The following is a 25,555-nucleotide window of genomic DNA, read 5'->3' as shown; positions in this document are numbered from 1 at the left end:
GGTCCGGGCCGTGGCTAGCGGGCCGGGCCGCGGCGGGACTCGGGCGGGGTGCCGTGCCGCTCCAGGGCGCGGCGGGAGGGGCCGCCGGGCGGCGGCAGCGGCGCCTTGAGCGGGTCGTGACCCCAGTTCATCAGGGAGTACCGCCACCTCGTGTCGCGGACGTCCCCGGACGGGCGCTGGGCCATGTGCCGGCGGACGTACCCGATGACCTTGCGCATGTGTCGGAAGTCGGCCTCCGACAGCTCGGCGCGCTTGCGACGCAGCAGGTTGACGATTCGTCGGCCCGACTCGTGCCCGACCGTCTCGCCGCTCTGCTTACCCTTCCGGCGCCAGCCGACGTGCTGGGACTCCTCGGTCTCCAGCCACCTCGACAGCTCGCCGGGCTTCATGTTCACCGCGTCGGTGAACTCCCGGTAGGTGTCCCGGCCCTGCTCATCGCTCTTCATGGCGCAACGCCTCCGGCCTGTGCGCGACGTCCCGGCCCGAGTCGTCGTTGCGGATGCGGTACTGCGGGTGCTCCGGGGACGCGTTCACCGCGTGCCCCCGCACGTGCGTCCGGTCGACCAGCTTCTCCTTGACCACGCCGTGTGCCCGGCCGCTGTGGCTGGCCCAGGAGACGTGGTCGCCCTCGCGGAACTCCCTGTCGGCCATGCCCGCCGGGTACCCGTCGCCGGTGCGCGGAAACCGGGCCGCCGGCGTCAGGGGGCGATCTCGGCGACCGGCAGCATGATGTCGAACGGTTGGTCAGCTCGTGGGCTTCTCGGTGACGAAGATGGCGGTGCCGGGGAAGAGCCGCCCACGCAGCGGGCTCCACTGGCCCCAGATCCCCTGGTGTCCCTCCGGCCACTCCGGTTCGACCAGGTCGATCAGGCGGAACCCGGCACCGACCAGCTCCCGGATCCGGTCGCCGAGGGTGCGGTGCTGCTCGACGTAGGTGGCGACGCCGTCCTCGTCCTGCTCCACGTAGGGGGAGCGGTCGAAGTAGGAGTGGACGGCGGTCAGCCCGCCCTCGCCCGGGTCGTCGTAGAAGATCCAGCGCATCGGGTGGGTGACCGAGAAGACCCACCGCCCGCCGGGGCGCAGCACCCGGGCCACCTCGCGCATCACCGCCGCCGAGTCGGCCACGAACGGGATCGCGCCGAACGCCGTGCAGACCGTGTCGAAGGCCGCGTCGGCGAAGGGGAGGGCCAGTGCGTCGGCCTGTATCAGCGGGACGCGTACCCCGCTGCGGTCGGCGGCCTGGGCGGCGTGCCGCAGCATGCCGGCGGACAGGTCGAGGGCGACCGGCCTGGCCCCCTGGGTGGCCAGCCACCGGGCGGCGGCTGCGGCCCCGCAGCCGAGTTCCAGGATCCGCCGGCCGGCGAGGTCGCCGAGCAGCCGGGCGTCGGCCTCGTGCAGTCCCTCCGGGCACCAGACGAAATCCACCTCGCCGAGGAAGTGGCCGTGTTCGGCCTGGTAGTCGTCGGCGTCGGTGTCCCACCAGCGGCGGTTGGCCCGGCGCGCCTCGGCGTCGCCGACCCGGCGGCGCAGTACCCGGTTGTCGTCCACGCGCCCACGCTAGGCCCCACCCGCCGGGCGACTGTCGTCGGTGCCGGCCCACGGGTGTGACGCCTGTTACAGAAGTGGGGGATTGCGGGCGATTCATCGGCTTTTGCAGCTGGCGCGCCCCGGAGAGGATGGGAGGCCTTGCACGCTGTGGTAATGCACCCGGTAGGCTAGACGATGCGCTCGCGGATCGTGTGTCTCGGCAGGGAGCAGGCGCGCGGTCAACGGAGCCACATCATGATCTCACTAGGCGATCGTTCGGTGTGCCCGGAGGCGGATCCGCTGGCGCGAACAGGTCACTGCGACACAAGCCTGCTGTGACAAACCATCCGACCGGAGCAACCGCCCACATGACGAGCAGCATCGAGGCCCCCTCGAGCGCCACCCGGGTCACCCACGACGATCTCGGTTCCGAGGAGGCTTTCCTCGCCGCGATCGACGAGACCATCAAGTACTTCAATGACGGCGACATTGTCGAAGGCACCGTCGTCAAGGTCGATCGGGACGAGGTCCTGCTCGACATCGGCTACAAGACCGAGGGTGTCATCCCCTCTCGGGAGTTGTCGATCAAGCACGACGTGGACCCGGCCGAGGTGGTGTCGGTCGGTGACCAGATCGAGGCCCTCGTCCTCCAGAAGGAGGACAAGGAGGGGCGTCTGATCCTCTCGAAGAAGCGGGCGCAGTACGAGCGGGCCTGGGGCACGATCGAGAAGATCAAGGACGAGGACGGTGTCGTCCGCGGCTCGGTCATCGAGGTGGTCAAGGGCGGCCTCATCCTCGACATCGGGCTGCGTGGCTTCCTGCCCGCCTCCCTGGTCGAGATGCGTCGTGTGCGTGACCTCCAGCCGTACGTCGGCCGGGAGCTCGAGGCCAAGATCATCGAGCTGGACAAGAACCGCAACAACGTGGTCCTGTCCCGCCGGGCCTGGCTCGAGCAGACCCAGTCCGAGGTACGGACCGAGTTCCTCAACAAGCTCCAGAAGGGGCAGGTCCGCAAGGGCGTCGTCTCCTCGATCGTCAACTTCGGCGCGTTCGTCGACCTCGGCGGCGTGGACGGTCTGGTGCACGTCTCCGAGCTGTCCTGGAAGCACATCGACCACCCGTCCGAGGTCGTCGAGGTGGGCCAGGAGGTTGAGGTCGAGGTTCTCGACGTCGACCTGGACCGTGAGCGGGTCTCGCTGTCGCTGAAGGCGACCCAGGAGGACCCGTGGCGTCAGTTCGCCCGCACCCACGCGATCCAGCAGATCGTGCCGGGTAAGGTCACCAAGCTGGTGCCGTTCGGTGCGTTCGTCCGGGTGGACGACGGCATCGAGGGTCTGGTCCACATCTCCGAGCTGGCCGAGCGCCACGTGGAGATCCCGGAGCAGGTCGTCCAGGTCGGCTCCGAGGTCATGGTCAAGGTCATCGACATCGACCTCGAGCGTCGGCGGATCTCGCTCTCGCTCAAGCAGGCCAACGAGGGCTTCGTCGAGGGCGAGGAGCACTTCGACCCGACCCTCTACGGCATGGCGGCGACCTACGACAACGAGGGCAACTACATCTACCCGGAGGGCTTCGACCCGGAGACGGGCGAGTGGCTCGAGGGGTACGACAAGCAGCGCGAGACCTGGGAGAACCAGTACGCCGAGGCTCGTCAGCGTTGGGAGGCGCACACCAAGCAGGTGCAGAACTCCCGGGCCGCCGACGCCGAGGCCGCTGCCAACCCGGCCCCCGCGGTCACCGGCGGCACCACCTCCTCGACCAGCCCGGCCCCGAGCCGGCAGACCGAGGAGCCGTCCGGCACCCTGGCCACCGACGAGGCGCTCGCCGCACTGCGGGAGAAGCTCGCCGGCGGCAAGTGATCCACAGGCACCACCCGAAGGCCCCGTCCCCGGCTCCCCACGGCGGACGGGGCCTTCCCCTTTCCCGACCCGACCGACCCGCCCCGACCGACCCGACCGGTCCGACCCGATCCGGCTCCGACCCGACCCGATCCGGCGCCGCCTCGTCGACGGCCCGCCTCGCCTGGACCGGACGGGGTCGATCGGGTTCACTGGTGCGGTGTTGAAGGTGGGCCTGACCGGAGGCATCGGTTCCGGTAAGAGCGCGGTGGCGGCGCGTTTCGCGCGACTCGGCGCGGTGGTCGTCGATTCGGACCGGATCGCCCGGGAGGTGGTCGCCCCGGGCAGCGACGGGCTCTCCGAGATCGTCGCCACCTTCGGCGCGGGGGTGCTCGCCCCCGACGGTTCCCTCGACCGGCCGGCGCTCGGCGCACTGGTCTTCGGTGACGAGGCGGCGCGTCGTCGACTGGAGGCGATCACCCACCCGCGCGTGCGTGCCCGTTCCGCCGAGCTGGCCGCCGCCGCGTCGCCCGAGGCGATCGTGGTCAACGACGTACCGCTGTTGGTCGAGGTCGGGCTGGCCCCGACGTACCACCTGGTGGTGGTGGTGCGGACGGCGCCGGAGATCCGGCTGGCCCGGCTGGCGCGGGACCGGGGAATGAGCCGGGCGGAGGCCGAGCGGCGGATCGCCGCCCAGGCCGACGACGCCCGCCGCCGGGCCGTCGCCGACGTCGTGCTCGCCAACGACGCCACCCTCGACGACCTGCACGACGCGGTGGACGCGCTCTGGCACGGGCGACTCGTGCCGTACGAGGAGAACCTGCGCCAGCGCCGGGTGGTCCGGGTGCGGCAGGTCCGGCTCGCCGAGCCCGATCCGACCTGGCCGGCGCAGTACGACCGGCTCGCCGCCCGGATCCGGCACGCGTTGGGCCCCGCCGACGTCCGGATCGACCACATCGGCTCGACCTCGGTTCCGGGCCTGCCCGCCAAGGACGTCATCGACGTCCAGCTCGCCGTGTCCTCGCTGGACGAGGCGGACGGCGTGGTCGCCGAGCGGCTCGCCGCCGCCGGGTTTCCCCGGTTCCCCGGCGAGTGGTGGGACAGCCCCCGCCCTCCGGGTGGGAAGCCCTGGCCGAAGCGGTTGCACGGCAGCGCCGACCCCGGCCGGCCGGTCCACCTGCACGTCCGCGAGGCCGGCTCACCGGGCTGGCGGTACGCGCTGCTGATGCGCGACCACCTGCGGGCCGACCCGGAACAGCGGGCGGCCTACCTGGCGGTAAAGCGCGCCGTGGCGGCGACCGCCCCGGACAACGTCGGGTACACCACGGCCAAGGAACCCTGGTTCGACGAGGAGCAGGGCCGCGCCGAGGCGTGGGCCGCCCGTACCGGCTGGCGTCCCTGACCGGACGGTCGGCGTCGCCGCCCGGGGTGCGACACCTCCGGCCGGCACGGTCGGGTCAGCGGGTCGACGAGCGGGGGACCGGGACCGGGGGCAGTCGGGGTACCGGTGCCTGCACCAGGTCCAGTTGGGCCCACGCGCCGATCCCGGTCCGCAACTCCAACCGGAGCAGGACACCGGAGCGGTCGAGCCAGTACCGCAGCGCGTGTCGTCCGTCGTGCACCTCGATGACGTCCACCGGTTGCCTGCCGGCGTTGTCCCGCCGCAGCCAGGTGGCCCGGTCCGGGTCCGGCGGCTCCCGGCCGGCCCGCAACGCCGAACCGACCAGCAGGTCCAGCTCACCCGGGCCGATTCGGCCCCGCTGCCAGCGGGCGTCGCGGGGTGGCGGCAGGGGCGGCCGGGCATCCGGGGCCTCGTCCCCGACCGGCACCTGTGTCCGGGCTACCCCCGACCGGTCGTGGCGGGTGAGGGTCCGCTGCTCCGGCGCGTCGAGGTCGGTCGTGGCGAGGTAGGCGACCTGTCCACGCCAGTCCAGCCAACCGCCACCCCGCAGGTTCGCGCCGGTGCCGGCGGGGACGGCGAGGGTGAGCGCGGTGCCGCCGAGGGCCCGGTTCCGGGCCGGCATCCCGGTCAGCCGCTCCGCCTCCTCCCCGGTCAGGTCCCGGGGCAACCCCCGGGTGCCCCCGAGGGCGGCCACCGGGTGCAGCGGCGGGCGGTGCGACCGGTCCAGATCCAGTGTCACCGGTACCGCGCCGGGGAGCCGGGCCGTCAGGCGGTGCAGTCGGGCGTCCCGATCCACCCAGTAGCGCCACCCGTCGTCGGGCGGAGGTCGGGTGGGCGTGCCGCTGGCGGGGGAGTCGGGCGAGGCCGGCGGGTCCGCCATGCGGAACACGTCCACCGGGGTGCGGCCGACGGTGTCCCGGGCCACCCAGCGGGCACCGCCCAACCGTGCGACCGGGTCGGGCCGGTCGGCGGAGAGCGCCAGGAGCAGATCGAGGAGGGCGGCCACCGGCGGGCGACCCGGCAGGTCGCGGATCCGCCAGTTGTCGGCCGGGGGCACCAGTGGCGGAACGGCCGGGGTGAGCACGGCGGCCGGGTCGGGACGGACCGCCACGAGATCGGGGGTCGCCTGCACCAGCCCGCGGAGCGGACCGGCCCCCGGGCCGCCGACGTCGAGGTACACCAACGGCCGGGTCCAGTCGACCCAGCCGACCGCCTCGACGCGGTCGCCGCCCCGGCCGACGGTGGCCCGCAACCCGGCCCGTCCGTCCCGGTAGTTCGTGACCCGGACGGCGGCCAGCCGTTCGGCCTCGGCGACGGTGAGCGCACGGGCCGGGGCGGGCGGGTCGGGCTGCCAGGTGAGCAGCCCGGCGACCAGGGCCGAGGCGGTGACGGCCGCCACGACGCCGAGCCCGACCAGGCGGGTGTGGCGCCGGCGTGTGGACCGGGCCGCCCGGCCGTCGGCACCCGGGTCGCGACGAGCGGTCCGGGTGGTGGCGTCCCGACCGCGACGGACCGTCCGGGTGGTGGCGTCCGGGTCGCCGCGGACGGCCGGATCGGCGTCGCCCGGGGCGGGCGCGTGTCCGGGTCCCGGCTCGGGCGATGTCTCCACGAGTGGTGAAACGCCCCGACCGGGCTGGGGTGACGAGCAGGGGCGCTCGCGGCGGCCGGTCTGCGCGCTCGGCGCGACCGCACCGGGGGCGCACGCCGGTCGACCCGGGTGCCGCGGCCCCTGCGCCGGGCGGGTCGGCCGACGAGGGCCGGGCCCCGGCCCGGTCGGCCGCCGCGAGCGGCCTACGGAGCACACCTTAGCGTGGTGAGATGTAGCCCACAACGAGAATATCGAAGCTGGTCAGGGTAGGTCCCGGGTTCGGGCCGGAGTGTCACACCCGCGGCGTACCGTTGGGTCATGGCGCTCGACATCCCCCGTCTCGACGGACGTTTCCAGGTCGTCAGCGATTTCCAGCCGGCCGGCGACCAGCCCGCCGCCATCGACGACCTGGAGCGGCGTGTCCGCCGGGGCGACCGGAACACGGTCCTGCTCGGCGCGACCGGCACCGGCAAGAGCGCCACCACCGCCTGGCTGGTCGAGCGCCTGCAACGGCCGACGCTGGTCCTCGCCCCCAACAAGACCCTCTGCGCCCAGTTGGCCAAGGAGTTCAGCGAACTGCTCCCGCACAACGCGGTGGAGTACTTCGTCTCCTACTACGACTACTACCAGCCCGAGGCGTACATCCCGCAGACCGACACCTACATCGAGAAGGACTCCTCGATCAACGAGGAGGTCGAGCGGCTGCGCCACTCGGCCACGATGTCCCTGCTCACCCGGCGGGACGTGATCGTGGTGGCCACGGTCTCGGCGATCTACGGCCTGGGCACCCCGGAGGAGTACCTCGACCAGGCCGTCCGGGTCACCGTCGGGCAGGAGGTCGACCGCGACCAGCTGCTGCGGCGACTGGTCGAGATCCAGTACACCCGCAACGACATGGCCTTCCAGCGCGGCACGTTCCGGGTCCGGGGCGACACCCTGGAGATCATCCCGGCGTACGAGGAGATGGCGCTGCGGATCGAGCTCTTCGGCGACGAGGTGGAGAAGCTCTACTACCTCAACCCGGTCACCGGCGACGTGGTACGCGAGATCCCCACTCTGTTGATCTTTCCGGCCTCGCACTACGCCACCGGCGCGGAGCGGATGGAGCGGGCCGTCCGCGACATCGAGGCGGAGCTGGCCGAGCGCCTCGCCGAGCTGGAACGGCAGGGGAAGCTGCTGGAAGCGCAGCGACTGCGGATGCGCACCACCTACGACCTCGAGATGATGCGGCAGGTGGGCTTCTGCTCCGGCATCGAGAACTACTCCATGCACATCGACGGCCGGCTGCCCGGCAGCCCGCCGCACTGCCTGCTCGACTACTTCCCGGACGACTTCCTCACCGTCGTCGACGAGTCGCACGTGACGATCCCGCAGATCGGCGGCATGTACGAGGGCGACGCCTCCCGCAAGCGGATGCTGATCGACCACGGGTTCCGGCTGCCCAGCGCGGCCGACAACCGGCCGCTGCGTTTCGACGAGTTCCTGGAGCGGGTGGGCCAGATGGTCTTCCTCTCCGCCACCCCGGGCCCCTGGGAGATGGGGCAGGCGCAGGGCGAGTACGTCGAGCAGGTGATCCGTCCGACCGGGCTGGTCGACCCGGAGGTCGTCGTGAAGCCCACCAAGGGGCAGATCGACGACCTGATGCACGAGATCCGCCTGCGTACCGAACGCGACGAGCGGGTGCTGGTCACCACGCTGACCAAGAAGATGGCCGAGGATCTCTCCGACTACCTGTTGGAGAACGGCATCCGGGTGCGCTACCTGCACTCCGAGGTCGACACGCTGCGCCGGGTGGAGCTGCTGAGCGAGCTGCGCAAGGGCGATTACGACGTGCTGGTCGGCATCAACCTGCTCCGGGAGGGTCTCGACCTGCCCGAGGTCTCCCTGGTGGCGATCCTCGACGCCGACAAGGAGGGCTTCCTGCGCAGCGGCCGGTCGCTGATCCAGACCATCGGCCGGGCGGCCCGGAACGTCTCCGGTCAGGTGCACATGTACGCCGACAAGATCACTCCGTCGATGGCCGAGGCGATCGACGAGACCAACCGGCGGCGGGCCAAGCAGATCGCGCACAACGAGGCCAACGGGATCAGCCCCGAGCCGCTGCGCAAGAAGATCCACGACATCCTGGACGACATCTACCGCGAGGCGGAGGACACCGAGACCGACCACCGGGTCGGCGGTGCGGTACGCCAGCTCTCCCGGGGCAAGGCCCCGGTCAAGGAGACCCGCAGTCGCTCCCGGGTGACTGCCGGCCCGTCCCGGGAGGGGATGGCCCGCGCCGACCTCGCCCAGCTCATCCAGGAACTCAACGACCAGATGCTCGCCGCTGCCCGGGAGTTGCAGTTCGAACTGGCCGCCCGGATCCGGGACGAGGTCGCCGAACTCAAGAAGGAGCTGCGGGGCATGGACGCGGCCGGGGTGAAGTGACGTCCCGGGGGCGGGCTCACCGGTCGGTGGGCAGGATGTCCCGATCGTCGGACCGCCGTGCCCCGTCTGCGTCCCCGGGTCGCCGGACCGTGGGCGACGCGCCGGCACCTCTTGTTGCTCTCTGTGAGCAGGGTATTGCGTTGGGTTTCCGCCGCCCGTAGTCTCCGACGGTGGGAGGCCGGATGCCGCTGCCAACGAGTCCCGTTATCCGCCGGGCGCGCCTGGGCGCGGAGCTGCGCCAGCTTCGTCGCCAGGCGGCGCTCACCCTCGAGCAGGTCTGCGAACGGCTGGGCTGGGCTTCCACCTCCAAACTGTCCCGGATCGAGCTGGGGCAGAGCCGCCCCGACCTGGCGGACGTCTTCGACCTGCTCGACGTCTACGAGGTCCCGGTGGCGCAGCGGGAGGCGCTCATCGTCATCGCCCGGGACGCCGCGACCAACCGGAGCTGGTGGAAGGCCCTCGGCGAGATGGGGGAGCGGCAACGCACCTACGCCGAGCTGGAGGCGGGGGCGGCCACCATCTTCGAGTACCAGCCCGCGGTGGTGCCGGGGCTGCTCCAGACCCGGGCGTACGCGCGGCTGCGGGTGGCCGCCGGCCGGCTGATCGATCCCGAGATCGACGTGGAGGCGGACACCCGGGCCCGGGCGGCCCGCCAGGACGTGTTGCAACGGGCGGATGCGCCCCGCTACACCGCCGTCCTCGACGAGGCGGTGCTCACCGGCGCCGGCCTCGCCGCCCCGGTGTGGCGGGACCAGGCGCGGCACCTGGTGGCGGCGGCCCGGCGGACGAACGTGACGATCCGGGTCCTGCCCCGGGGTGTCGCGGTGGCCGGGAGTGTGATGCACCCGCTGACGCCGTTCTCCTGCTACGCCTTTCCGGATCCGGCCGACCCGCGCACCGTGGTGCTGGAGGCGCTCACCACCGACCTGCGGCTGACCGCCGAGCCGGACGTCCGTCGCTACGAGCAGATCGCCGGCTGGCTGCTCGACGCGGCCCTGTCCGCCGCCGACACGATCGAGCTGCTCACCCGGCACGCGGCCGAGGAGTGAGCCGGCAGCTGGGCCGTGTCCCCGACGTCGCTCAGGCGTACCGCTGGAATCCGCCCTCCGAGTCGATGACCTGACCGGTGACCCAGCGGGCCTCGGGTGAGCAGAGGAAGGCCACCAGGCGCGCCGCGTCCTCCGGCGTGCCCCACTGCCCGCCGGGGAAGTGGCGGGCCACCGCGGCGTGCACCTCGGGCGGGGCGTAACCGGTGTCGGTGGGGCCGGGGTTGAGGCAGTTGACCGTGATTCCCCGGGGCGTCAGCAGGGGCGCGAGCTGGGTGGTCAGGTTCTCCACGGCGGCCTTGCTCACCGCGTACGCCAGTTCGTCCGGCATCGGACCGAGCCGCTGCCCGCTGGAGAACAGCACCAGCCGACCGCCGGCACCGCCGGTGAACGCGGCGGCGAAGGCCTCGGCCAGCAGCAGCGTCGCCCGGACGTTGACCAGCAGGTGCCGGTCGATCTCGCCCGCCTCCAGCGTGCCGAGCGAGGTGCGGGTGGAGTAGGCGTGCACCGCCACCACCGTGTCCAGCCGGCCGTACCGCCGGACGGCCTCGGCCACCAGGTCGGCCGGTGCGGCCGGGTCCAGCAGGTCGGCGGTGACGTGGTGGGCCGCTCCGCCCAGCTCGGCGAGGAGGTTCGGCACGCCCTGCGGGTCGCCGCCGTAGGGCTGGGCGTCGTCGTAGCGGGGCAGGCCGGTGAGCAGGAGCCGGTGACCCGCCCCCGCGAGGGCTCGGGCGACCGCCGCGCCGATGCCGATGCCCCGACTGACTCCGGTCACCAGGGCCACCCGCTCGGTCATGCCCGCGAGCCAACCACAGGTGCCGGGCGGACGCGATGGCTTTTCGCTGCCCCGGGTCCCGCCCTCCGGACCTCTCTCGTCGACGCCGGGCGGCGCCGTCAGGCCGGTACGTCGACGAAGTGCTCGACCCGCGGAGGGCCGGCGAAGTGCGGTCCGATCAGGGCCCGCCACTGCGTGAACCGCTCGGTGCCCCGGAACTCGCGTTCGTGGGCCTCGACGGAGTCCCACTCGACGAGCAGCACGAACCGCGACGGCGATTCGACGCCCCGGGTCATCCGCACCGAGCGGCAGCCGGGCGTGCTGGCGAGAATCGGGTGGCCCTGGGCGTACGCGGCGGCGAACGCGTCCTCGTGTCCGGGCAGTACGTCGATGAGCGCGACCTCAAGCACCATGCCCCGCAGCCTGCCATGCCGGTCGACGGCCCCGGGCGGCGGTGCGGTCCCGTCCCACACCGGACGGGCGACGGCTGTGCCGGACAGGCGACGTCGGCTGTGCCGGCCGGCCTCATGCCGCGCCGGAGTTCACCAGCTTGCACCTAGCCTCCTAGGACGCACTGCACGATGTGTCACCTCGCGCCTACCGCGAATCACCCCTGGTGGTACGCCGGAACGCCGGCCGCCCGCTTCGGGACCCCGGAACCGGTGACAGGCAAGAGAACGTGACGTGGTCGGCATTCGTCGTGCCGGAAGATGCGCCGGGAGGCGTGCATGGTGAACAATGACCGCTGAGGAGGGGAGTATCCCTCGCGACGGTGTCGTCAGCACGGTCGAACGTCCCCGACGGTCGACCCGGCACCATCGGTCACCGATCCGTTCGCGGAGCGGTGGCGGGAGAGACCTCCGACAGTCACCAAAGTCAGCGTCACCGGCACACCGAGCCCTGCCATGCCCCTTGTCCGACGGGGTTGCGGTGTGCCTGTCGCTGTGTGTCTGCCGGAGGATATGCTGTGAACGTGTCCGGACTGGTCTGGGCCGTGACCCTGATCGCGCTGACCGCGATCCTGGTTTTCGACCTGTTGGTAATCGGCCGTCGCCCCCATGAGCCCAGCGTCCGCGAGTCCAGCCTCTGGGTGGGCTTCTACGTCGGTCTGGCCCTGCTCTTCGGCGTCGGCCTCTGGGTGTTCGGCGGCGGCAAGGTGGCCGGTGAGTTCTACACCGGCTGGCTCACCGAGTACAGCCTCTCGGTGGACAACCTCTTCGTCTTCGTGATCATCATGGCCCGGTTCGCGGTGCCCCGGCAGTACCAGCAGAAGGTGCTGCTGATCGGCATCGTGCTGGCGCTGATCATGCGGGGTGGCTTCATCGCGGCCGGCGCGGCGCTGATCTCGCAGTTCACCTGGGTCTTCTACATCTTCGGCGCGTTCCTCATCTACACCGCGATCAACCTGGCCCGGCAGGGCGAGCCGGACGAGGACGAGTTCACTGAGAACGTGCTGATCCGGTGGAGCCGGCGCGCGCTGCCCATCTCCAACGGCTACGACGGCGCGAAGATGACCACGCGGCTGTACGGTAAGCGCCTCTTCACCCCGATGCTGATTGTCATGATCGCGATCGGCACCACCGACCTGATCTTCGCGCTGGACTCGATCCCGGCGATCTTCGGCATCACCCAGGAGCCGTACCTGGTCTTCACCGCGAACGTCTTCGCGCTGATGGGGCTCCGGCAGCTCTACTTCCTGCTCGGTGGTCTGCTCGACCGTCTGATCTACCTCAGCACCGGCCTGGCCGTGGTGCTCGGCTTCATCGGCGTCAAGCTGATGCTGGAGGCCCTCGCCGAGAACAATCTGCCGTTCCTCAACGGTGGCGAGCACGTCAGCTGGGCCCCGCACATCCCGATCTGGCTCTCGTTGATGGTCATCCTCGGCACGCTCGCCGTGGCGACGATCGCCAGCCTGATCAAGTCGTCCCGGGACCGCCGCCGCGAGCTGCTGGCCGTCAAGCACTGACCGACTCACCGCCTCGGGGCGTCCGCCGGATCCGGCGGACGCCCCGAGCCGTCTGCGGGCCGGGGTGACCGCCGGGTTCAGACGCGGTGTACGCCGACCAGGGTGGCGGTCCGGTCGTCGGGGAGGCGTTCCTCGAGCACCCGGCGGCGCTGGTAGCAGGCGTGCAGCATGCGGCGGTCGTCGCCGGGGCGCGGTGGCGCGCTGACGATGCCGACGTGGTGGATCCCGCTGCCGTCCCGGGCGAAGAAGTACAGGTCGCCGGCGCGTTCGGTGCCGAACTCCACGGGGGTGGTCGCGGCGGCCTGCTCCCCGGCGTCGCGGGGCAGCTGGACCCCGAACCGCCGCCAGGCCAGGTGCACCAGACCGGAGCAGTCGATCCCGGCGGGGGACGTACCGCCCCAGATGTAGACGACGTCGCGGAGCCGCTCGGCGACGGCGAGCACCTCGTCCGGGGCCGGGGGGTGGGTCGGCAGGGGGACGGTGTGGTGGTCGGGGAGCCAGAGCGGTTCGGGATGCCCGGGGGCGTGTACCGGTCGCCAGCCGTCGACGGCCGGACCGGCGGGGGTGAGCCGGGTGCCGAGGACGACGCCGGAGATCCGGACGTCACCGTGCGGGGTGGCGTGCAGGGCGGTGACGGTGGCGTCGACGACCAGCGGGTCGGTGACGGTCGGGGTGCCGGTGGGTGCGGCGGCGAGCTGGCCGGTGGGCAACCAGCCGGGGTAGCCGCGTGGGTCGAGGTCGACGGCGGGCTGTTCGACGGCGACGACCCGCACCCAGCCCCGGGGGCCCGTCTCGGTGACCAGCACCTCCTCGCCGAGCAGCAGCTGGCTCAGGACACAGTCGCCGACCTGCTGGTCGGTGTCCATGCCGGCGATCCAGGCTGCGGTGTCGACGTGCGCGCCGAGCGCGGGGGCGTCGATCGGGCGGACCGCTTCGGGGCCGCTCCAGAGGGTCGCTACGCCGACCCGGACGACGGCCCGCTGGCCGGCTCGCAGTTCCACGTGCACTCCCAGGCGTCGGGGGGTCGTTGCGGTGACCTTATGAAAGATTCCAACGGTCATCAAGCACGTGGCTGGATCTTTGCTTCATCGATCGACTTCACGCCGAGACCGGGGGCGTCGGGGAGCACCACGGTCGCGCCGTCGTACCGCATGCCGCCGCGCACCGGCGACCAGGCCAGCCACCAGGCGGCGTCGAGGTCGGGCACGACGGTGGTGCCGTAGGCGGCGACCAGGCTGGCGGCGGCGCCGACGCCGATCTGGCTCTCCATCATCGACCCGACCAGCGTGCCGACGCCGTGGGCGGCGGCCAGGTCGAGCAGGGTACGGGCCGGGCGCAGTCCGCCAGCCTTGGCGAGCTTGACGTTGACCAGGTCGGCGGCGCGGCGGCGGATCACCTCGACCAGGTCGCGCGGCCCGAAGACGGACTCGTCGGCGAGGATCGGTACGTCCACCCGGTCGCTGACCCAGGCCAGCCCGTCCAGGTCCCAGTGGGCGACGGGCTGTTCGACCAGTTCGACGTCGAGCCCGGCGTCCTCGATGCCGCGGATGACCCGGACCGCCTCGCGGGGCGTCCAGCCCTGGTTGGCGTCGAGGCGGATCCGCACCCCGGGGCCTACCGCCGCGCGGACCGCGCGGACCCGGTCCAGGTCGCCGGCGGCGTCGGTGCCGACCTTGAGCTTGAGCACGGTGAAGCCGTCGGCCGCGCGGTGCCGGGCGGTGGCGGCCAGGTCGACGGCGTCCCCGGCGGAGACGGTGACGTCGGTGGGCACGCGCCGGCTGGTGCCACCGAGCAGCCGCACCAGGGGTACGCCGAGACGGCGGGCGGCGAGGTCGTGCAGGGCGGTGTCGACGGCGGCCTTCGCCGCCTCGTTGCCGGCGACGGCGCGTTGGATCTCGGCGCAGCGGGCGTTGAGGTCGTCGGCGTCGCGTCCGGCGATCAGCGGGCCGAGCATCTCGTGGACGCAGGCGCGGGAGCCGTCGATCGACGCGCCGGTGACCTGCCAGACCTGCGGGGCCTCCCCGAACCCGGAGCGTCCCTCGTCGTCGACGATCTCGACGACGAGGGTCTCGACGGTGGTGGTGCGGCGCAGGGCGGTGACGAAGGGGGTGTGCAGCGGGGCGGAAAGCCGGTGGGTGCGGACAGCGGCGATCGACATTGCGGCACCCTATACGGACGGACGCGGGTAGGGGAGGCCGGATGACGGTGCGGGACTGGGAACTGGTGGGCGCGCCGAACGCGCGGGACCTGGGTGGTCTGGTCGGCGCGGACGGGCGGCGGGTGCGGGCGGGGTTGCTGCTCCGTACGCCGGCGTTGGGGCGGCTGACCGACGAGGACCTGCCGGTGCTGGCGACGCTCGCCCCGGCGTGCGTGGTCGACCTGCGGTATGCCGCCGAGATCGCGGAGGCCCCGCCGGACCGGCTGCCCGGTGAGCCGACGGTGGTGCACCTGCCGGTGCACGACGCGGCGCACCCGGTCTTCACCTACGTCTCGGCGTTGCTGCTCGGGCATGACCTGGAGGCGTACGGGGCGTTGGCGGAGCAGGGCACCCCGGCGGCGATGGCGGCGATCTACCGGTGGTTCGTGACCGGGGAGTCGGCGCGGCGCGGGTTCGGTGCCGCGCTGCGGCTGGCTGCCGACCCGGCGAACCTGCCGCTGGTGTTCCACTGCTCGGCGGGCAAGGACCGCACGGGCTGGCTGGCGGTGGTGCTGTTGACCGTGCTGGGGGTGGACGAGGCGGCGATCCGCGCCGACTACCTGCGGCACAACGAGTTGACGGTGAGCCTGCGGGAGGTGCTGCTGGAGGCGATGCGGCGGCGTCGGCCGGAGCTGGACGTGGACGCGGTGCGGCCGGTGCTGGAGGTCCGGCCGGAGTACCTGGACGCCGCCTACGACGAGGTGGTCCGGGTGCACGGGTCGTTCGAGGCGTACCTGCGCGACGGGCTGGGCGTGACCGACGAACTGGTCAGCGCGGTGCGGGCGAACCTGCTGGAGTGAGCCGGGCGGCCCAGCCGGTGACGATGAGCGCCTGCCCGAGGCAGTAGGTGGCCATCACCCACACCCCGTGGCCGGGGAGCTGGCCGACGTCGGCCACGCCGGTGGCGATGATCAGGTCGGACAGGAGGAAGAGCCCGCCGCCGAGGGCGACGCGGGGGCCGTGCGCGGCGGCGGTGGTGGCCATGGTGGCCAGCGCGACGGCGTAGCCGGCGACGGGCAGGGCCAGTCCGGCGTCGGTGAGGCCGGGCCACATCCAGACCAGGACGGCGGCGGTGCCGGTGGCGTATCCGATGCCGACGGCGACCAGCGGCGGGCGGAGCAGCGTCCGGGCGGCGCCGTGCCGGGTGAACGCGGTGATGTAGCACAGGTGCGCGCCGAGGAAGAGCGCCATGCCGACGAGGAACGCGGCGGTGCCGTCGACGAGGAGGGCGATGTCGCCGCCGGTGGAGAGGACCAGTGCGGCGAGGACCAGCCGGTCCGGTCGCCGGCCGTGGGCGGCGGCGGCCAGGGTGAGGTACGCGGCGAGCGCCGGGATCAGCAGCGGTTTGCTGAGCAGGACGCCGAGGCGGTGGTCGGTGGCGACGGCGGTGAGGTTGGCTGCCGTCAGGGTGGCGAAGACGAGCAGCGGCAGCCGGTGGTACGGCATGAGGGCTCCTGGTGGGGGTGGGGGAGCGGGGTGGTCGGCCGTCGGACGGCTCGCCGGGGCGTGGCCGGCACCGGGTTCAGGGGGCGGGCCGCAGGTCGTGGCGGGCCGCCCAGACCTGGGCGGAGACGTCGGCGAGCAGCCGGCAGGCGTCGGCGTCGGTGAGGTCGGTGGTGGTGCAGACGGCGAGCACGTACGGGGGCGCGTCGTGGGGGAGGACCACGCCGACGCCGTGCCGGACGCCGGTGACCCAGCCGTTCTTGTGGGCGATGGGCACCCCGGCGGGGAGTCCGGCGGGGAGGTCCTCGCGGAACTCCTGGGCGCACAGCACGTCGAGCATGGTGGCGCAGCTGGTGGGGGTGGCGACCGGGCCGGGGCGGGTGGCGCCGACGGCGAGCGCGCCGAGCAGGGCGGCGAGGTCGGCGGCGGTGACCAGGTTGGTGATGCCGGCGGCGCGGGCGGCGGAGTCCTCGATGCCCCGCCCGGTGACGCTGTGCCGGGCGCCGGCCAGGGTCCAGACGTCGGCGACGGCGGGGAACCCGACATGGCCGAGGAGGATGTTGGTGGCCAGGTTGCTGGAGCGGACGATCATGCGCTCGGCGAGCCAGCGCAGCGTGGCGGTGCGGTCGAGGCGCTGCCAGACGGCGTCGTCGTTGTCGTAGTCCGGGGTGAGGCGGAAGCGCGGCCCGTCGGGGTGGGCGGACGGGAAGTCGTTGTGCACCGGCACCGCCGTGTCCGGGTCGAGGGTGCCGGCGTCGGCGGCCCGGTAGAGGGCGGCGAGGACGGCGACCTTCATGGTGCTGGCCGCGTAGTGGGGGGTGTGCGCGGCGTGGGTCCAGGTGGGGTCGGCGCCGGGGCGACCGACGTGTGCCGAGACGGTGCCGGGCACAGCCGCCAGGCGGGCGTCGAGGTCGTCCCAGGTCATGGCGGTGACCGTAGCCGATGGCCGGTGGGTCGCGGGGGCCGGTGCGGCCCCCGCGACCGGTGTCTCAGCCGGCGTGCTTGCGCCGGGCGGCCATCCGGCCGCGCTGGGTCTGGTCGAGGACGACCTTGCGGATGCGGACGGCGGCCGGGGTGACCTCGACGCACTCGTCCTCGCGGCAGAACTCCAGCGCCTGCTCGAGGGAGAGCTTGCGGGGCGGGATGAGCTTCTCGGTCTCGTCGGCGGTCGACGAGCGCATGTTGGTGAGCTTCTTCTCCTTGGTGATGTTGACGTCCATGTCGTCGGAGCGGGAGTTCTCGCCGACGATCATGCCCTCGTACACCTCGGTGCCCGGCTCGACGAAGAGCTGGCCGCGCTCCTGGAGGTTGGTCATGGCGAACGCGGTGACCGCGCCGGCGCGGTCGGCGACCAGGGAGCCGTTGTTGCGGGTGCGCAGCTCCCCGAACCACGGCTCGTAGGACTCGAAGACGTGGTGCAGGATGCCGGTGCCCCGGGTCTCGGTGAGGAACTCGGTGCGGAAGCCGATCAGGCCGCGCGCCGGGACCAGCCACTCCATCCGGATCCAGCCGGTGCCGTGGTTGACCAGCTGCTCCATCCGGCCCTTGCGGGTGGCGAGGAGCTGGGTGATCGCGCCGAGGTACTCGTCGGGGGCGTCGATGGTGAGCCGCTCGACCGGCTCGCAGGTCTTTCCGTCGATCTCGCGGGTGACCACCTGCGGCTTGCCGACGGTCAGTTCGTAGTTCTCCCGGCGCATCTGCTCGACCAGGATGGCCAGGGCCAGCTCGCCACGGCCCTGCACCTCCCAGGCGTCCGGGCGCTCGGTGGGCAGCACCCGCAGGGACACGTTGCCGACGAGTTCCTTGTCCAGGCGGTCCTTGACCATCCGGGCGGTGACCTTGGCGCCCTTGACCCGGCCGACCAGCGGGGAGGTGTTGGTGCCGATGGTCATCGAGATGGCCGGCTCGTCGACGGTGATCAGCGGCAGCGGGCGGGGGTCCTCGGCGTCGGCGAGGGTCTCGCCGATCATGATCTCGGGGATGCCGGCGACCGCGATGATGTCGCCCGGCCCGGCGGAATCGGCGGGCTTGCGCTCCAGGCCCTCGGTCATCAGCAGCTCGGAGATGCGGACCCGCGCGGTGGTGCCGTCGGTGCGGCACCAGGCGACGGTCTCGCCCTTGCGGATGGTGCCCTGCCGGACCCGGCACAGCGCGAGGCGGCCGAGGAACGGGGAGGCGTCGAGGTTGGTGACGTGGGCCTGGAGCGGGGCGTCCTCGTCGTACGTGGGCGGCGGGATGGTGTCGAGCAGGGTGCGGAAGAGCGGTTCGAGGCTGTGGCTGTCGTCGGGGACGGCCCCGTCGGCGGGCTGCGTGAGGGAGGCGATGCCGTCGCGGGCGCAGGCGTAGATGATCGGGAAGTCGATCTGCTCCTCGTCGGCGTCGAGGTCGAGGAAGAGCTCGTAGGTGTCGTCGACGACGTCCTTGATCCGCGCGTCCGGGCGGTCCACCTTGTTGATCACCAGGATGATCGGCATCCGCGCCTTCAACGCCTTACGGAGCACGAAGCGGGTCTGCGGCAGCGGGCCCTCGCTGGCGTCCACGAGCAGCACCACCCCGTCGACCATGGTCAACCCACGCTCGACCTCGCCACCGAAGTCGGCGTGGCCGGGGGTGTCGATGATGTTGATGGTGACCGGGCCGGAGCCGTCCGCCGGGAGGTAACGCACCCCGGTGTTCTTGGCGAGGATGGTGATGCCCTTCTCCCGTTCCAGGTCCATCGAGTCCATCACCCGCTCGGTCGTCTCGCCGCGGGCGCCGTAGGCGCCGGCCTGCCGCAACATGGCGTCGACCAGCGTGGTCTTGCCGTGGTCGACGTGGGCGATGATGGCGACGTTGCGGAGGTCGGTGCGAAGCTGCATGGTTTCCATCCTCTCGTCCGCCGGATCAGGGGCGGCGTCGGGGTCACCCCGGAGCCGGCCCGGATTCCCCGTGAAACTCCTGTCACACTCGGTACTGGTGCTGGCATGCTGACCGTCGTGTGTCGGGGGCTTGAGTGCACGATCTGGTGAACCTGCTGCAACACCTGCCGGCCGAGCTGATCTACCTGGCTGCGGCGTTGATCGTCGCCGGGGAGACGGCGCTGCTCATCGGCCTGGTCGCGCCGGGCGAGGCGACGCTGCTGCTGGTGGGCTTCCTCTCGTTCACCGGCACGTTGCGCCTGGGCCCGGCGATGCTGGTCATGATCACCGCCGCGGTGCTCGGTGACACCCTCGCCTACCGCTCGGGTCGGCGGTACGGCCCCCGGCTGCGCGCCTCCCGCTGGGGTGCCCGGGTCGGTCCGCACCGGTGGGGTCGCGCCGACGCGATGCTGGAGCGGCTGGGCGGGCGGGGGGTGCTCGCGGCCCGCTGGGTGGCGTTCGCCCGCACCCTGGTGCCCCGGCTGGCGGGGGCGGCGGGGCTGCCGTACCGCCGGTTCCTGCCCTGGAACGTCGGCGGCGTGGTCACCTGGGTGGGTGGTTCGGTGCTGGTCGGCTACCTGGCCGGCGAGTCGTACGAGACGGTCTCGGCGTACCTGGGGCGGGCCACCGGCGCGGTGCTGGTGCTGGCCGGGTGCGTGCTGGCGATCGTGCTGGCCGGCCGCTGGCTGGGGCGCAACCCGGACCCGGCGCGGGCGCTGTTCGACCGGGCGCTGGCGGTGCCGCCGCTGAGCTGGGTGACCCGCCGGTACGGGATCCTGCTGTTCCTGCTCGGCGCCCGCATCGGCGCGACCTGGGCGCTGCTGCTGAACGTGACGGCCGGGTTGGCGCTGCTGTTCGGTGCCGGGCTGGTGATCGCCTGGCTGCTCGGCGCGGTGGTCCGGCACAGCGGCCTGGCCTCGGTGGACGCGGCGATCGCGCAGTGGTTCGCGTCCCGGCGCACCCCGGGTGCGGTGGACGTCACCCTGGCCGTGGTGTCGGCGTTCCGGGGGCCGGTGCTGATTCTGGTGGTCGCCCTGGTCGCCGGGGTGCTCGCCTGGCGGCGACGGACCTACCGGGCGGACCTGCTCGGCCTGCTCGGGACGGTGGGGGCGTTCGTGCCGCTGGTGGTGCTGGCGGTGGTGGCCGACCTCACCTCGCCGTCGGAGGCGTTGCTGTTCCCCACCCAGATCGCGGTGGTCTCGGCCGGCTTCTGCACCCTGGCCTGGTTGCTGGCCCGGGGTGCCCGTTGGCCGGTGGCGGTGGCCGGGTGGACGGGCGCGGCGGTCGGCAGCGCCGGCATCGGTCTGGCCCGGCTCTACCTGGGACTCAGTTCGGCCAGCGGGACGGTCAGCTCGGTCCTGCTGGGGGTGCTCTGGACGGTGGTCTTCGTGGTCGCCTGGGCCACCCACGACCGCGCCCAGCGCACCGAGGCGCTGGCCCCCGCCCCCCGCCCGCCCGAACCGGCCGGTCCGGCCGGTCCGGCCGTTGTGGACGGTGCCGACGCGTCGGGTGGTAGCAGGGGCCCCCTGCAGTCGTTTTCTGAGGAGCAGGGGGCCCCTGCAACCACCCGGGGCGCCGACGCCCCACCCGTCGACGACCGTGCCGTGCCGTCCCCGCCGGCCGGTGGCGACGAACCCGGGCCGCTTGCGTACGGGACATCCGGACGGCCGGATGGCTGCTAGGGTGCGGCCTCGACACGGGGGAAGGGTGGGGGCATGCGGGTGTTCGCGCGTCGGATCGGTGTGGCGGTGCTCGCCGGGGTGCTCCTGGCCGCCCCGCTGACCGGCTGCGGTGGCCAGCGGGACACGGCCACCGAGGCGGCCGCCGGTGCCGCGGAGGTGCCGGTGGACCTGCCCGTCGGGGAGTCGTCCATCCCGGACGCGTCGCCGTCGGCGGTCGAGTCGATGGGGCGGGGCCCGTCGGCCACGCCGAGCCGCTCCGGCACGCCGTCGCCGACGGCGAAACCCGCCCCGAGGCGCACCGCCGGGCCACGGGCCACCCCGAAGCCGCCGACCGAGACGAAGGTGCCGCCACCGCCGCCGAAGCCCGCCCCGAGCGGATGCCAGCCGACGTACTCCGGTACCCAGGCCAGCCGTGCGCAGGTGAAGTCGGCGCTGGCCGACGCGGCGGCGCGCACGTACTGGCCGACGTCGGCGCCGGACATCCGGATCCCGCTGAACCTGGTCAAGGCCACCGCCTGGCAGGAGAGCGGCTGGCAGTCGAACATCGTCGCCTGCGACGGCGGGATCGGGCTGATGCAGGTGATGCCGGGTACCGCGGACTGGATGAACCAGCGCTTCGGCCAGTCGTACGACGTGCGCGACTACCGGGACAACGCCTACCTGGGTGGCACGTACCTGGCGTGGCTGACTAAGTACATCGGCGACATGTACTTCGACGCCGACTACCGGCTCGACGCCGACCTGTGCTCGGCCGAACTGGACTCCTGCCTGCTCAACGCGGTCATCGCCGCGTACAACTACGGCCACCACGCGGTCGCCCGGGAGGGCGAGCCGCTGACCGTGCCCAACCCGGGGTACGTGCGCAACGTGCGGGCGCTGATGACCGAGTGCGTCTGCCTGGACTACTGACCTCCGGGCGAACACGGGCGTGAACTCCGGGTGGCCGTGAGGTTGCCAACGTCGATCGGCATGGCGAGGATCACGGGGGCGGTCGGTGTCCGCTGACCGACCCGGCGACGAAGGAGTCCCCTCATGTCCGACGTGAACCGGCGTGGTCTGCTGCGCGGTGCGGCCGCGGTGGCCGGCGGCGCGGTCCTCGGTGGTCCGTTCCTCGGGTTCGTGGCCCGCGACGCCGCCGGTGCGGCCGGCCGGCGGCCCCGTCCCCGGCCGGCCCTCGAACCGGTGGCCGACCTGCGGGACGGCAAGGTGCGGCTCTGGCTGCCCGACGGTTTCCAGTACCGGTCCTTCCACGACACCGAGTCCCCGGTGACGCTCGACGACGGCACCGTCCTGCCCGGCCGGCACGACGGCATGGGCGCCTTCCCGGGGCCGGACGGCACCGTGCGGCTGGTCCGCAACCACGAGATCAACGGGCCCGTTCCGGCCTTCGGTGACGCCGCCGAGGCGTACGACCCGATGGCCCCGGGCGGTACCACCACCGTCGAGGTGACCCGGTTCGGTGAGGTCCGGCGCTCCTGGACCAGCCTGAACGGCACCATGATGAACTGCTCCGGCGGGCGGATGCCGTGGGGCAGCTGGATCACCTGCGAGGAGACGGTCAACGGCCCGGACGTCGGCCCCGACTACACCGGCGCGCCGAACGTGTCTCTGACCCGGCGGCACGGGTTCGTCTTCGAGGTCCCCGCCGACGGGCGCGGCGACCGGCAGCCGGTCACCGCGGCCGGCCGGTTCTGCCACGAGTCGGTGGCGTACGACCCGCGCGGCGGGCACCTCTACCTGACCGAGGACAACTTCGGCTACGCCTCCGGTTTCTACCGGTACACCCCGCCGCAGGACCCGATGCGGATCGGCCGGCTCGCCGACGGGGGCCGGTTGCAGATGCTGGCGGTGCGGGGGCGGCCCAACCGGAACCTGGCCGCCGCGCAGCGGCGGCACGCGACGTACCGGGTGGAGTGGGTCGACGTCGACGACCCGGCGCCGGCGTTCCCGTACACGCCGGGGCAGCCCGCGCCGACCAGCAACGACACCGCGCTGACCCACGTGGCGCGGCAGGGCTGGGCGCAGGGGGCGGCGTACTTCTCCCGCCTGGAGGGGGCGGTGTACGACGACGGGGTCGTCTACTTCACCTCCACCCAGGGTGGCGGCGCGGCGGAGACCTCCGTCGGGCCGATCGTCGACGGTTACGGCAACGGGCACGGCCAGGTGTGGGCGTACGACTGCCGGTCGCAGGTGCTGCGCCTGGTCTACGAGTCGCCCGGCCCGGACGTGCTGGACTTCCCGGACAACGTCACCACCAGCCCGCGCGGCACGCTGGTGGTCTGCGAGGACAACACGTCGGACAACTTCATCCGCGGGCTGACCCCGCGCGGGGACCTGTTCGACATCGCCCTGAACCGGCTGACCAGCAGCACCGGTGCGGACCGGTCCAACGACGAGTTCGCCGGGTCGACGTTCAGTCCGGACGGGCACACCCTGTTCGTCAACATCCAGGCAAGCCGGGGGATGACCTTCGCCATCTGGGGTGACTGGGCCCGGCTCGGGGTCTGAGCGGTCCCGGTGGGTGGCCGGCGAGGTCGGCCGGCCACCCACCGGGTCGTCGCACCGGGTCAGTCCCGGGTGGTCACCGCCTCGCGCGCGGCGGTGGCGTCGACGGGTTCCGGGTGGATCCGCCCCGGCCACCAGAACCGGTCGCCGAGCAGGAACGCCAGCGAGGGCACCAGGACCGTGCGGACCAGCAGCGTGTCGAGCAGGACACCGACGCAGACGATGACGCCGATCTGGGTGAGCAGGATCAGCGGCAGGACGCCGAGGACGGCGAAGACCGCGGCGAGCAGGACCCCGGCGCTGGTGATGACCCCGCCGGTGACCCGCAGCGCGGAGAGCATCCCGTCCCGGGTGCCGGTCCGCCGGGCGTCCTCCCGGGCCCGGGTGACCAGGAAGATGTTGTAGTCCACCCCGAGGGCCACCAGGAACACGAAGGCGATCAGCAGGACCCCGCTGTCCAGCGCCGGGAACCCGAGCACGTGGTCGAAGAGCAGCCACGCCCCGCCGAGGCTGGCGAAGAACGACGCCACCACGGTCAGCACCAGCAGCAGCGGCGCGAGCAGCCCGCGTAGCAGGGCCACCAGGACCGCGAGGACCAGCAGCAGGATGATCGGCAGGATGAGCTGCCGGTCCCGGTCGTCGGCCCGGTCGGAGTCGTACGTCGCGGCGACCGTGCCGCCGACCACCGCGCCGGAGAACCCCTCGACGCCGTCGACGGCCGGGGGCGCGGAGCCGGGCACGGCGGCGACCGCGTCCCGTAGCGCCTCGACGGCGCGGTCGGAGGCGGCCGTGCCGGGTTCGGCGTCGAGCACCACGTCGACCTGGGCGACGGTCTGCCCGGCGTCGCCGGGGCGGGCGGAGGAGACCCCTGGTACGGCCGCGGCGGCCTCGGTGACCGCCCGCACCGCGCCGGGGGCGGTGAGGACGGCGACCGGTTGGGTGGCACCGGCCGGGAAGGCTCCGGCGAGGGTCTTCGCCCCGGCGACCGCCTCCGGTTCCACCCGGAACTGCTCGGTCTCGGACAGGCCGGTGCGGATGCCGAGCCCACCCAGCGCGAGGCCGGCGAGCAGGAGGGTGGCCAGCGCCGCGACCGGCAGTGGCCGGCGGATGACCGCCTCGCCGAGCCGGCCCCACAGCCGGCCCTCGCGGGCCTCGCCGCCGACGTGGGGCACGAACGGCCAGAACAGTCCCCGGCCGAAGATCACCAGGGCAGCGGGGAGGACGAGCAGCGCGGAGAGCATGGCGAACACCACGCCGGTGGCGCAGGCGACGGCGAGCGCCCGGTTGGTCTCCTGCTCGGACAGCAGCAGGGTGAGCACGCCGAGCACCACCGTGCCGCCGCTGGCCAGGATCGGCTCGGCGGTACGGCGCAGGGCGGCCCGCATCGCGGCGAACCGGTCGGCCTCGCGACGCAGTTCCTCCCGGTAGCGGGCGATGAGCAGCAGGGCGTAGTCGGTGGCGGCGCCGAAGACCAGCACGCTGGCGATGCCGGTGACCTCGCCGCTCTGGAGGTTGATGCCGACCGCCGGGACGATGGTCTCGATGGCCCGTATGGTGGTCTGTTCGGTGGCGGCCACGATGGCCAGCGGCACCAGCCACAGGAACGGGCTGCGGTAGGTGATGAACAGCAGCACCGCCACCACGCCGGCGGTGACCGCGAGGAGGGTGACGTCCGCGCCCTCGAAGACCCGGCTGAGGTCGGTGGCGAACGCGGGTGCCCCGGTGACCTCGGCCCGCAGCGGGTCGGGCAGGCCGGTCAGGCTGTCGCGCAGGTCGCCGACGCGCGCGGCGACGGCCTCCTGCCCGTCGGTGGTGGACATCGGCACGGCGAGCAGGGCCACCGTGCCGTCCGGGGAGACCTGCGGTGGGGCGATCCGTCCGCCGACGGCGAAGCGGCCCAGGTCGCCGACGGCACCGGTGACCCGGTCGCGGTCGGCCCCGGTGAGCGGGCCGCCGTCGGCGCGGCTGACCACCACGATCGCCGCCTGGACGTCGCGGGACGGCAGTTGGTCCTGGAGGCGCTCGGCCTGGGTGGACTCCCACTCGGCCGACAGGCCGGTGGCGGAGACGGGGGCGGGATTGTCGGGTCGGGGGAGGCCGAAGACGGCTCCGGCGATCACGATCGCGGCCGCCACGGTGAGCCACGCGGCCAGTCGGCTGCGGGCGACGCGGGTGAAGACGGACATCGGGCTGCCTCACGGTCTCTCAACGGGTAAATTCTCAGCTGCCAAGTATCTTGATGGCCGAGATTAACGACTGCTG

General features: G+C 72.9%; 20 protein-coding genes and 1 pseudogene. 9 read left to right on the top strand and 12 right to left on the bottom strand.

From position 1 onward, the window contains the following. Positions 1-14: 14 nt before the first annotated feature. The 3 genes from IGA62_RS02925 to IGA62_RS02915 all read right to left on the bottom strand — a co-directional run bounded on the left by IGA62_RS02925 (position 15) and on the right by IGA62_RS02915 (position 1,548). Positions 15-446 carry a DUF3140 domain-containing protein gene (locus tag IGA62_RS02925; RefSeq protein WP_145816418.1) on the bottom strand — a complete coding sequence of 144 codons (432 nt, stop codon included), beginning with the start codon at positions 444-446 and terminating at the stop codon, positions 15-17. After that, positions 433-651: a hypervirulence associated TUDOR domain-containing protein gene (locus IGA62_RS02920; RefSeq protein ID WP_145816420.1), complete on the bottom strand. Its 219-nt coding sequence runs from the start codon at positions 649-651 to the stop codon at positions 433-435. Before IGA62_RS02920 ends, IGA62_RS02925 begins: the two co-directional genes overlap by 14 nt. A 93-nt stretch (positions 652-744) precedes the next feature. After that, on the bottom strand, positions 745-1,548 hold the full coding sequence (locus IGA62_RS02915) for a class I SAM-dependent methyltransferase (RefSeq protein ID WP_145816422.1): 804 nt from the start codon (positions 1,546-1,548) through the stop codon (positions 745-747). Between the two features lie 347 nt (positions 1,549-1,895). Here IGA62_RS02915 and rpsA point away from each other — a divergent pair, with 347 nt between their 5' ends. Together rpsA and coaE are read left to right on the top strand one after the other, a co-directional pair. Further along, a complete protein-coding gene (gene rpsA / locus IGA62_RS02910) occupies positions 1,896-3,386 on the top strand; it encodes a 30S ribosomal protein S1 (RefSeq protein WP_145816424.1) in 1,491 nt (496 codons plus the stop codon). Between the two features lie 199 nt (positions 3,387-3,585). Next, complete coding sequence (gene coaE, locus IGA62_RS02905; protein WP_145816426.1) at positions 3,586-4,767, top strand: dephospho-CoA kinase; 1,182 nt, start codon at positions 3,586-3,588, stop codon at positions 4,765-4,767. A gap of 55 nt (positions 4,768-4,822) precedes the next feature. On the opposite strand, the gene IGA62_RS02900 is transcribed toward coaE, so the two are convergent. After that, positions 4,823-6,376 (bottom strand): hypothetical protein, encoded by a 1,554-nt coding sequence (locus IGA62_RS02900; protein ID WP_145816428.1) that lies wholly within the window; start codon positions 6,374-6,376, stop codon positions 4,823-4,825. 297 nt (positions 6,377-6,673) lie between these two features. Between IGA62_RS02900 and uvrB the strand changes: the two genes are divergently transcribed. Next, positions 6,674-8,782, top strand: coding sequence for an excinuclease ABC subunit UvrB (uvrB, locus tag IGA62_RS02895; RefSeq protein ID WP_145816430.1), 2,109 nt, complete (start codon positions 6,674-6,676; stop codon positions 8,780-8,782). A gap of 182 nt (positions 8,783-8,964) precedes the next feature. Next, a complete protein-coding gene (locus IGA62_RS02890) occupies positions 8,965-9,831 on the top strand; it encodes a helix-turn-helix domain-containing protein (protein WP_145816432.1) in 867 nt (288 codons plus the stop codon). A 31-nt stretch (positions 9,832-9,862) separates the two neighbouring features. Here the strand turns inward: IGA62_RS02890 and IGA62_RS02885 are convergent, their stop codons facing one another. Next, positions 9,863-10,624: an SDR family oxidoreductase gene (locus tag IGA62_RS02885; protein ID WP_145816434.1), complete on the bottom strand. Its 762-nt coding sequence runs from the start codon at positions 10,622-10,624 to the stop codon at positions 9,863-9,865. A 98-nt stretch (positions 10,625-10,722) separates the two neighbouring features. Next, a complete protein-coding gene (locus IGA62_RS02880; RefSeq protein WP_145816436.1) occupies positions 10,723-11,016 on the bottom strand; it encodes an antibiotic biosynthesis monooxygenase family protein in 294 nt (97 codons plus the stop codon). Positions 11,017-11,570: 554 nt separating this feature from the next. Between IGA62_RS02880 and IGA62_RS02875 the strand changes: the two genes are divergently transcribed. After that, positions 11,571-12,569 (top strand): TerC family protein, encoded by a 999-nt coding sequence (locus tag IGA62_RS02875; RefSeq protein ID WP_145816438.1) that lies wholly within the window; start codon positions 11,571-11,573, stop codon positions 12,567-12,569. Positions 12,570-12,646: 77 nt separating this feature from the next. Here IGA62_RS02875 and IGA62_RS02870 read toward each other — a convergent pair whose 3' ends face one another. Further along, on the bottom strand, positions 12,647-13,570 hold the full coding sequence (locus tag IGA62_RS02870) for a C40 family peptidase (protein ID WP_145816440.1): 924 nt from the start codon (positions 13,568-13,570) through the stop codon (positions 12,647-12,649). Between the two features lie 59 nt (positions 13,571-13,629). Beyond that, entirely contained in the window at positions 13,630-14,727 is a 1,098-nt protein-coding gene (locus IGA62_RS02865; protein ID WP_145816442.1) for a mandelate racemase/muconate lactonizing enzyme family protein, read from the bottom strand. A gap of 41 nt (positions 14,728-14,768) precedes the next feature. Between IGA62_RS02865 and IGA62_RS02860 the strand changes: the two genes are divergently transcribed. After that, positions 14,769-15,566: a tyrosine-protein phosphatase gene (locus IGA62_RS02860; RefSeq protein WP_145816444.1), complete on the top strand. Its 798-nt coding sequence runs from the start codon at positions 14,769-14,771 to the stop codon at positions 15,564-15,566. On the opposite strand, the gene IGA62_RS02855 is transcribed toward IGA62_RS02860, so the two are convergent. The 3 genes from IGA62_RS02855 to typA form a co-directional block, all read right to left on the bottom strand. Next, positions 15,535-16,212, bottom strand: coding sequence for a lysoplasmalogenase (locus IGA62_RS02855; RefSeq protein WP_145816446.1), 678 nt, complete (start codon positions 16,210-16,212; stop codon positions 15,535-15,537). The two genes, IGA62_RS02860 and IGA62_RS02855, sit on opposite strands and share 32 nt — an antisense overlap. Before the next feature lie 76 nt (positions 16,213-16,288). Further along, positions 16,289-17,134, bottom strand: a complete 846-nt coding sequence (locus tag IGA62_RS02850; RefSeq protein WP_145816448.1) for a serine hydrolase — start codon at positions 17,132-17,134, stop codon at positions 16,289-16,291. Positions 17,135-17,198: 64 nt separating this feature from the next. Then, positions 17,199-19,067 (bottom strand): translational GTPase TypA, encoded by a 1,869-nt coding sequence (gene typA / locus IGA62_RS02845; protein WP_145816450.1) that lies wholly within the window; start codon positions 19,065-19,067, stop codon positions 17,199-17,201. Between the two features lie 134 nt (positions 19,068-19,201). On the opposite strand from typA, the pseudogene IGA62_RS30540 reads away from it, so the two are divergent. From IGA62_RS30540 to IGA62_RS02830, 3 genes and pseudogenes are all read left to right on the top strand, one after another. Next, positions 19,202-20,602, top strand: a pseudogene (locus tag IGA62_RS30540) (DedA family protein); the annotation flags it as partial. A 219-nt stretch (positions 20,603-20,821) separates the two neighbouring features. Then, the gene (locus tag IGA62_RS02835; protein ID WP_145816454.1) at positions 20,822-21,697 is read left to right on the top strand and encodes a lytic transglycosylase domain-containing protein; all 876 of its coding nucleotides are present in this window, start codon (positions 20,822-20,824) and stop codon (positions 21,695-21,697) included. A 123-nt stretch (positions 21,698-21,820) separates the two neighbouring features. Continuing rightward, complete coding sequence (locus IGA62_RS02830; protein ID WP_145816456.1) at positions 21,821-23,296, top strand: alkaline phosphatase PhoX; 1,476 nt, start codon at positions 21,821-21,823, stop codon at positions 23,294-23,296. Positions 23,297-23,355: 59 nt separating this feature from the next. Here IGA62_RS02830 and IGA62_RS02825 read toward each other — a convergent pair whose 3' ends face one another. Beyond that, positions 23,356-25,479 (bottom strand): MMPL family transporter, encoded by a 2,124-nt coding sequence (locus IGA62_RS02825; protein WP_145816458.1) that lies wholly within the window; start codon positions 25,477-25,479, stop codon positions 23,356-23,358. Between the last annotated feature and the right edge of the window lie 76 nt (positions 25,480-25,555).

Source organism: Micromonospora sagamiensis, assembly GCF_014680085.1.
Lineage (GTDB): Bacteria > Actinomycetota > Actinomycetes > Mycobacteriales > Micromonosporaceae > Micromonospora > Micromonospora inyonensis.
Note: the sequence above shows the minus strand (reverse complement) of the source record. Positions and strands in the feature narration are given on the sequence as shown.

Coding starts and splice junctions, on each gene's coding strand:
- IGA62_RS02825 (WP_145816458.1), bottom strand. CDS start 25,479: ATGTCCGTCTTCACCCGCGTCGCCCGCAGCCGACTGGCCGCGTGGCTC.
- rpsA (WP_145816424.1), top strand. CDS start 1,896: ATGACGAGCAGCATCGAGGCCCCCTCGAGCGCCACCCGGGTCACCCAC.
- IGA62_RS02885 (WP_145816434.1), bottom strand. CDS start 10,624: ATGACCGAGCGGGTGGCCCTGGTGACCGGAGTCAGTCGGGGCATCGGC.
- IGA62_RS02890 (WP_145816432.1), top strand. CDS start 8,965: ATGCCGCTGCCAACGAGTCCCGTTATCCGCCGGGCGCGCCTGGGCGCG.
- IGA62_RS02920 (WP_145816420.1), bottom strand. CDS start 651: ATGGCCGACAGGGAGTTCCGCGAGGGCGACCACGTCTCCTGGGCCAGC.
- IGA62_RS02860 (WP_145816444.1), top strand. CDS start 14,769: ATGACGGTGCGGGACTGGGAACTGGTGGGCGCGCCGAACGCGCGGGAC.
- typA (WP_145816450.1), bottom strand. CDS start 19,067: ATGCAGCTTCGCACCGACCTCCGCAACGTCGCCATCATCGCCCACGTC.
- uvrB (WP_145816430.1), top strand. CDS start 6,674: ATGGCGCTCGACATCCCCCGTCTCGACGGACGTTTCCAGGTCGTCAGC.
- IGA62_RS02865 (WP_145816442.1), bottom strand. CDS start 14,727: ATGTCGATCGCCGCTGTCCGCACCCACCGGCTTTCCGCCCCGCTGCAC.
- IGA62_RS02855 (WP_145816446.1), bottom strand. CDS start 16,212: ATGCCGTACCACCGGCTGCCGCTGCTCGTCTTCGCCACCCTGACGGCA.
- IGA62_RS02880 (WP_145816436.1), bottom strand. CDS start 11,016: ATGGTGCTTGAGGTCGCGCTCATCGACGTACTGCCCGGACACGAGGAC.
- IGA62_RS02850 (WP_145816448.1), bottom strand. CDS start 17,134: ATGACCTGGGACGACCTCGACGCCCGCCTGGCGGCTGTGCCCGGCACC.
- IGA62_RS02835 (WP_145816454.1), top strand. CDS start 20,822: ATGCGGGTGTTCGCGCGTCGGATCGGTGTGGCGGTGCTCGCCGGGGTG.
- IGA62_RS02830 (WP_145816456.1), top strand. CDS start 21,821: ATGTCCGACGTGAACCGGCGTGGTCTGCTGCGCGGTGCGGCCGCGGTG.
- IGA62_RS02925 (WP_145816418.1), bottom strand. CDS start 446: ATGAAGAGCGATGAGCAGGGCCGGGACACCTACCGGGAGTTCACCGAC.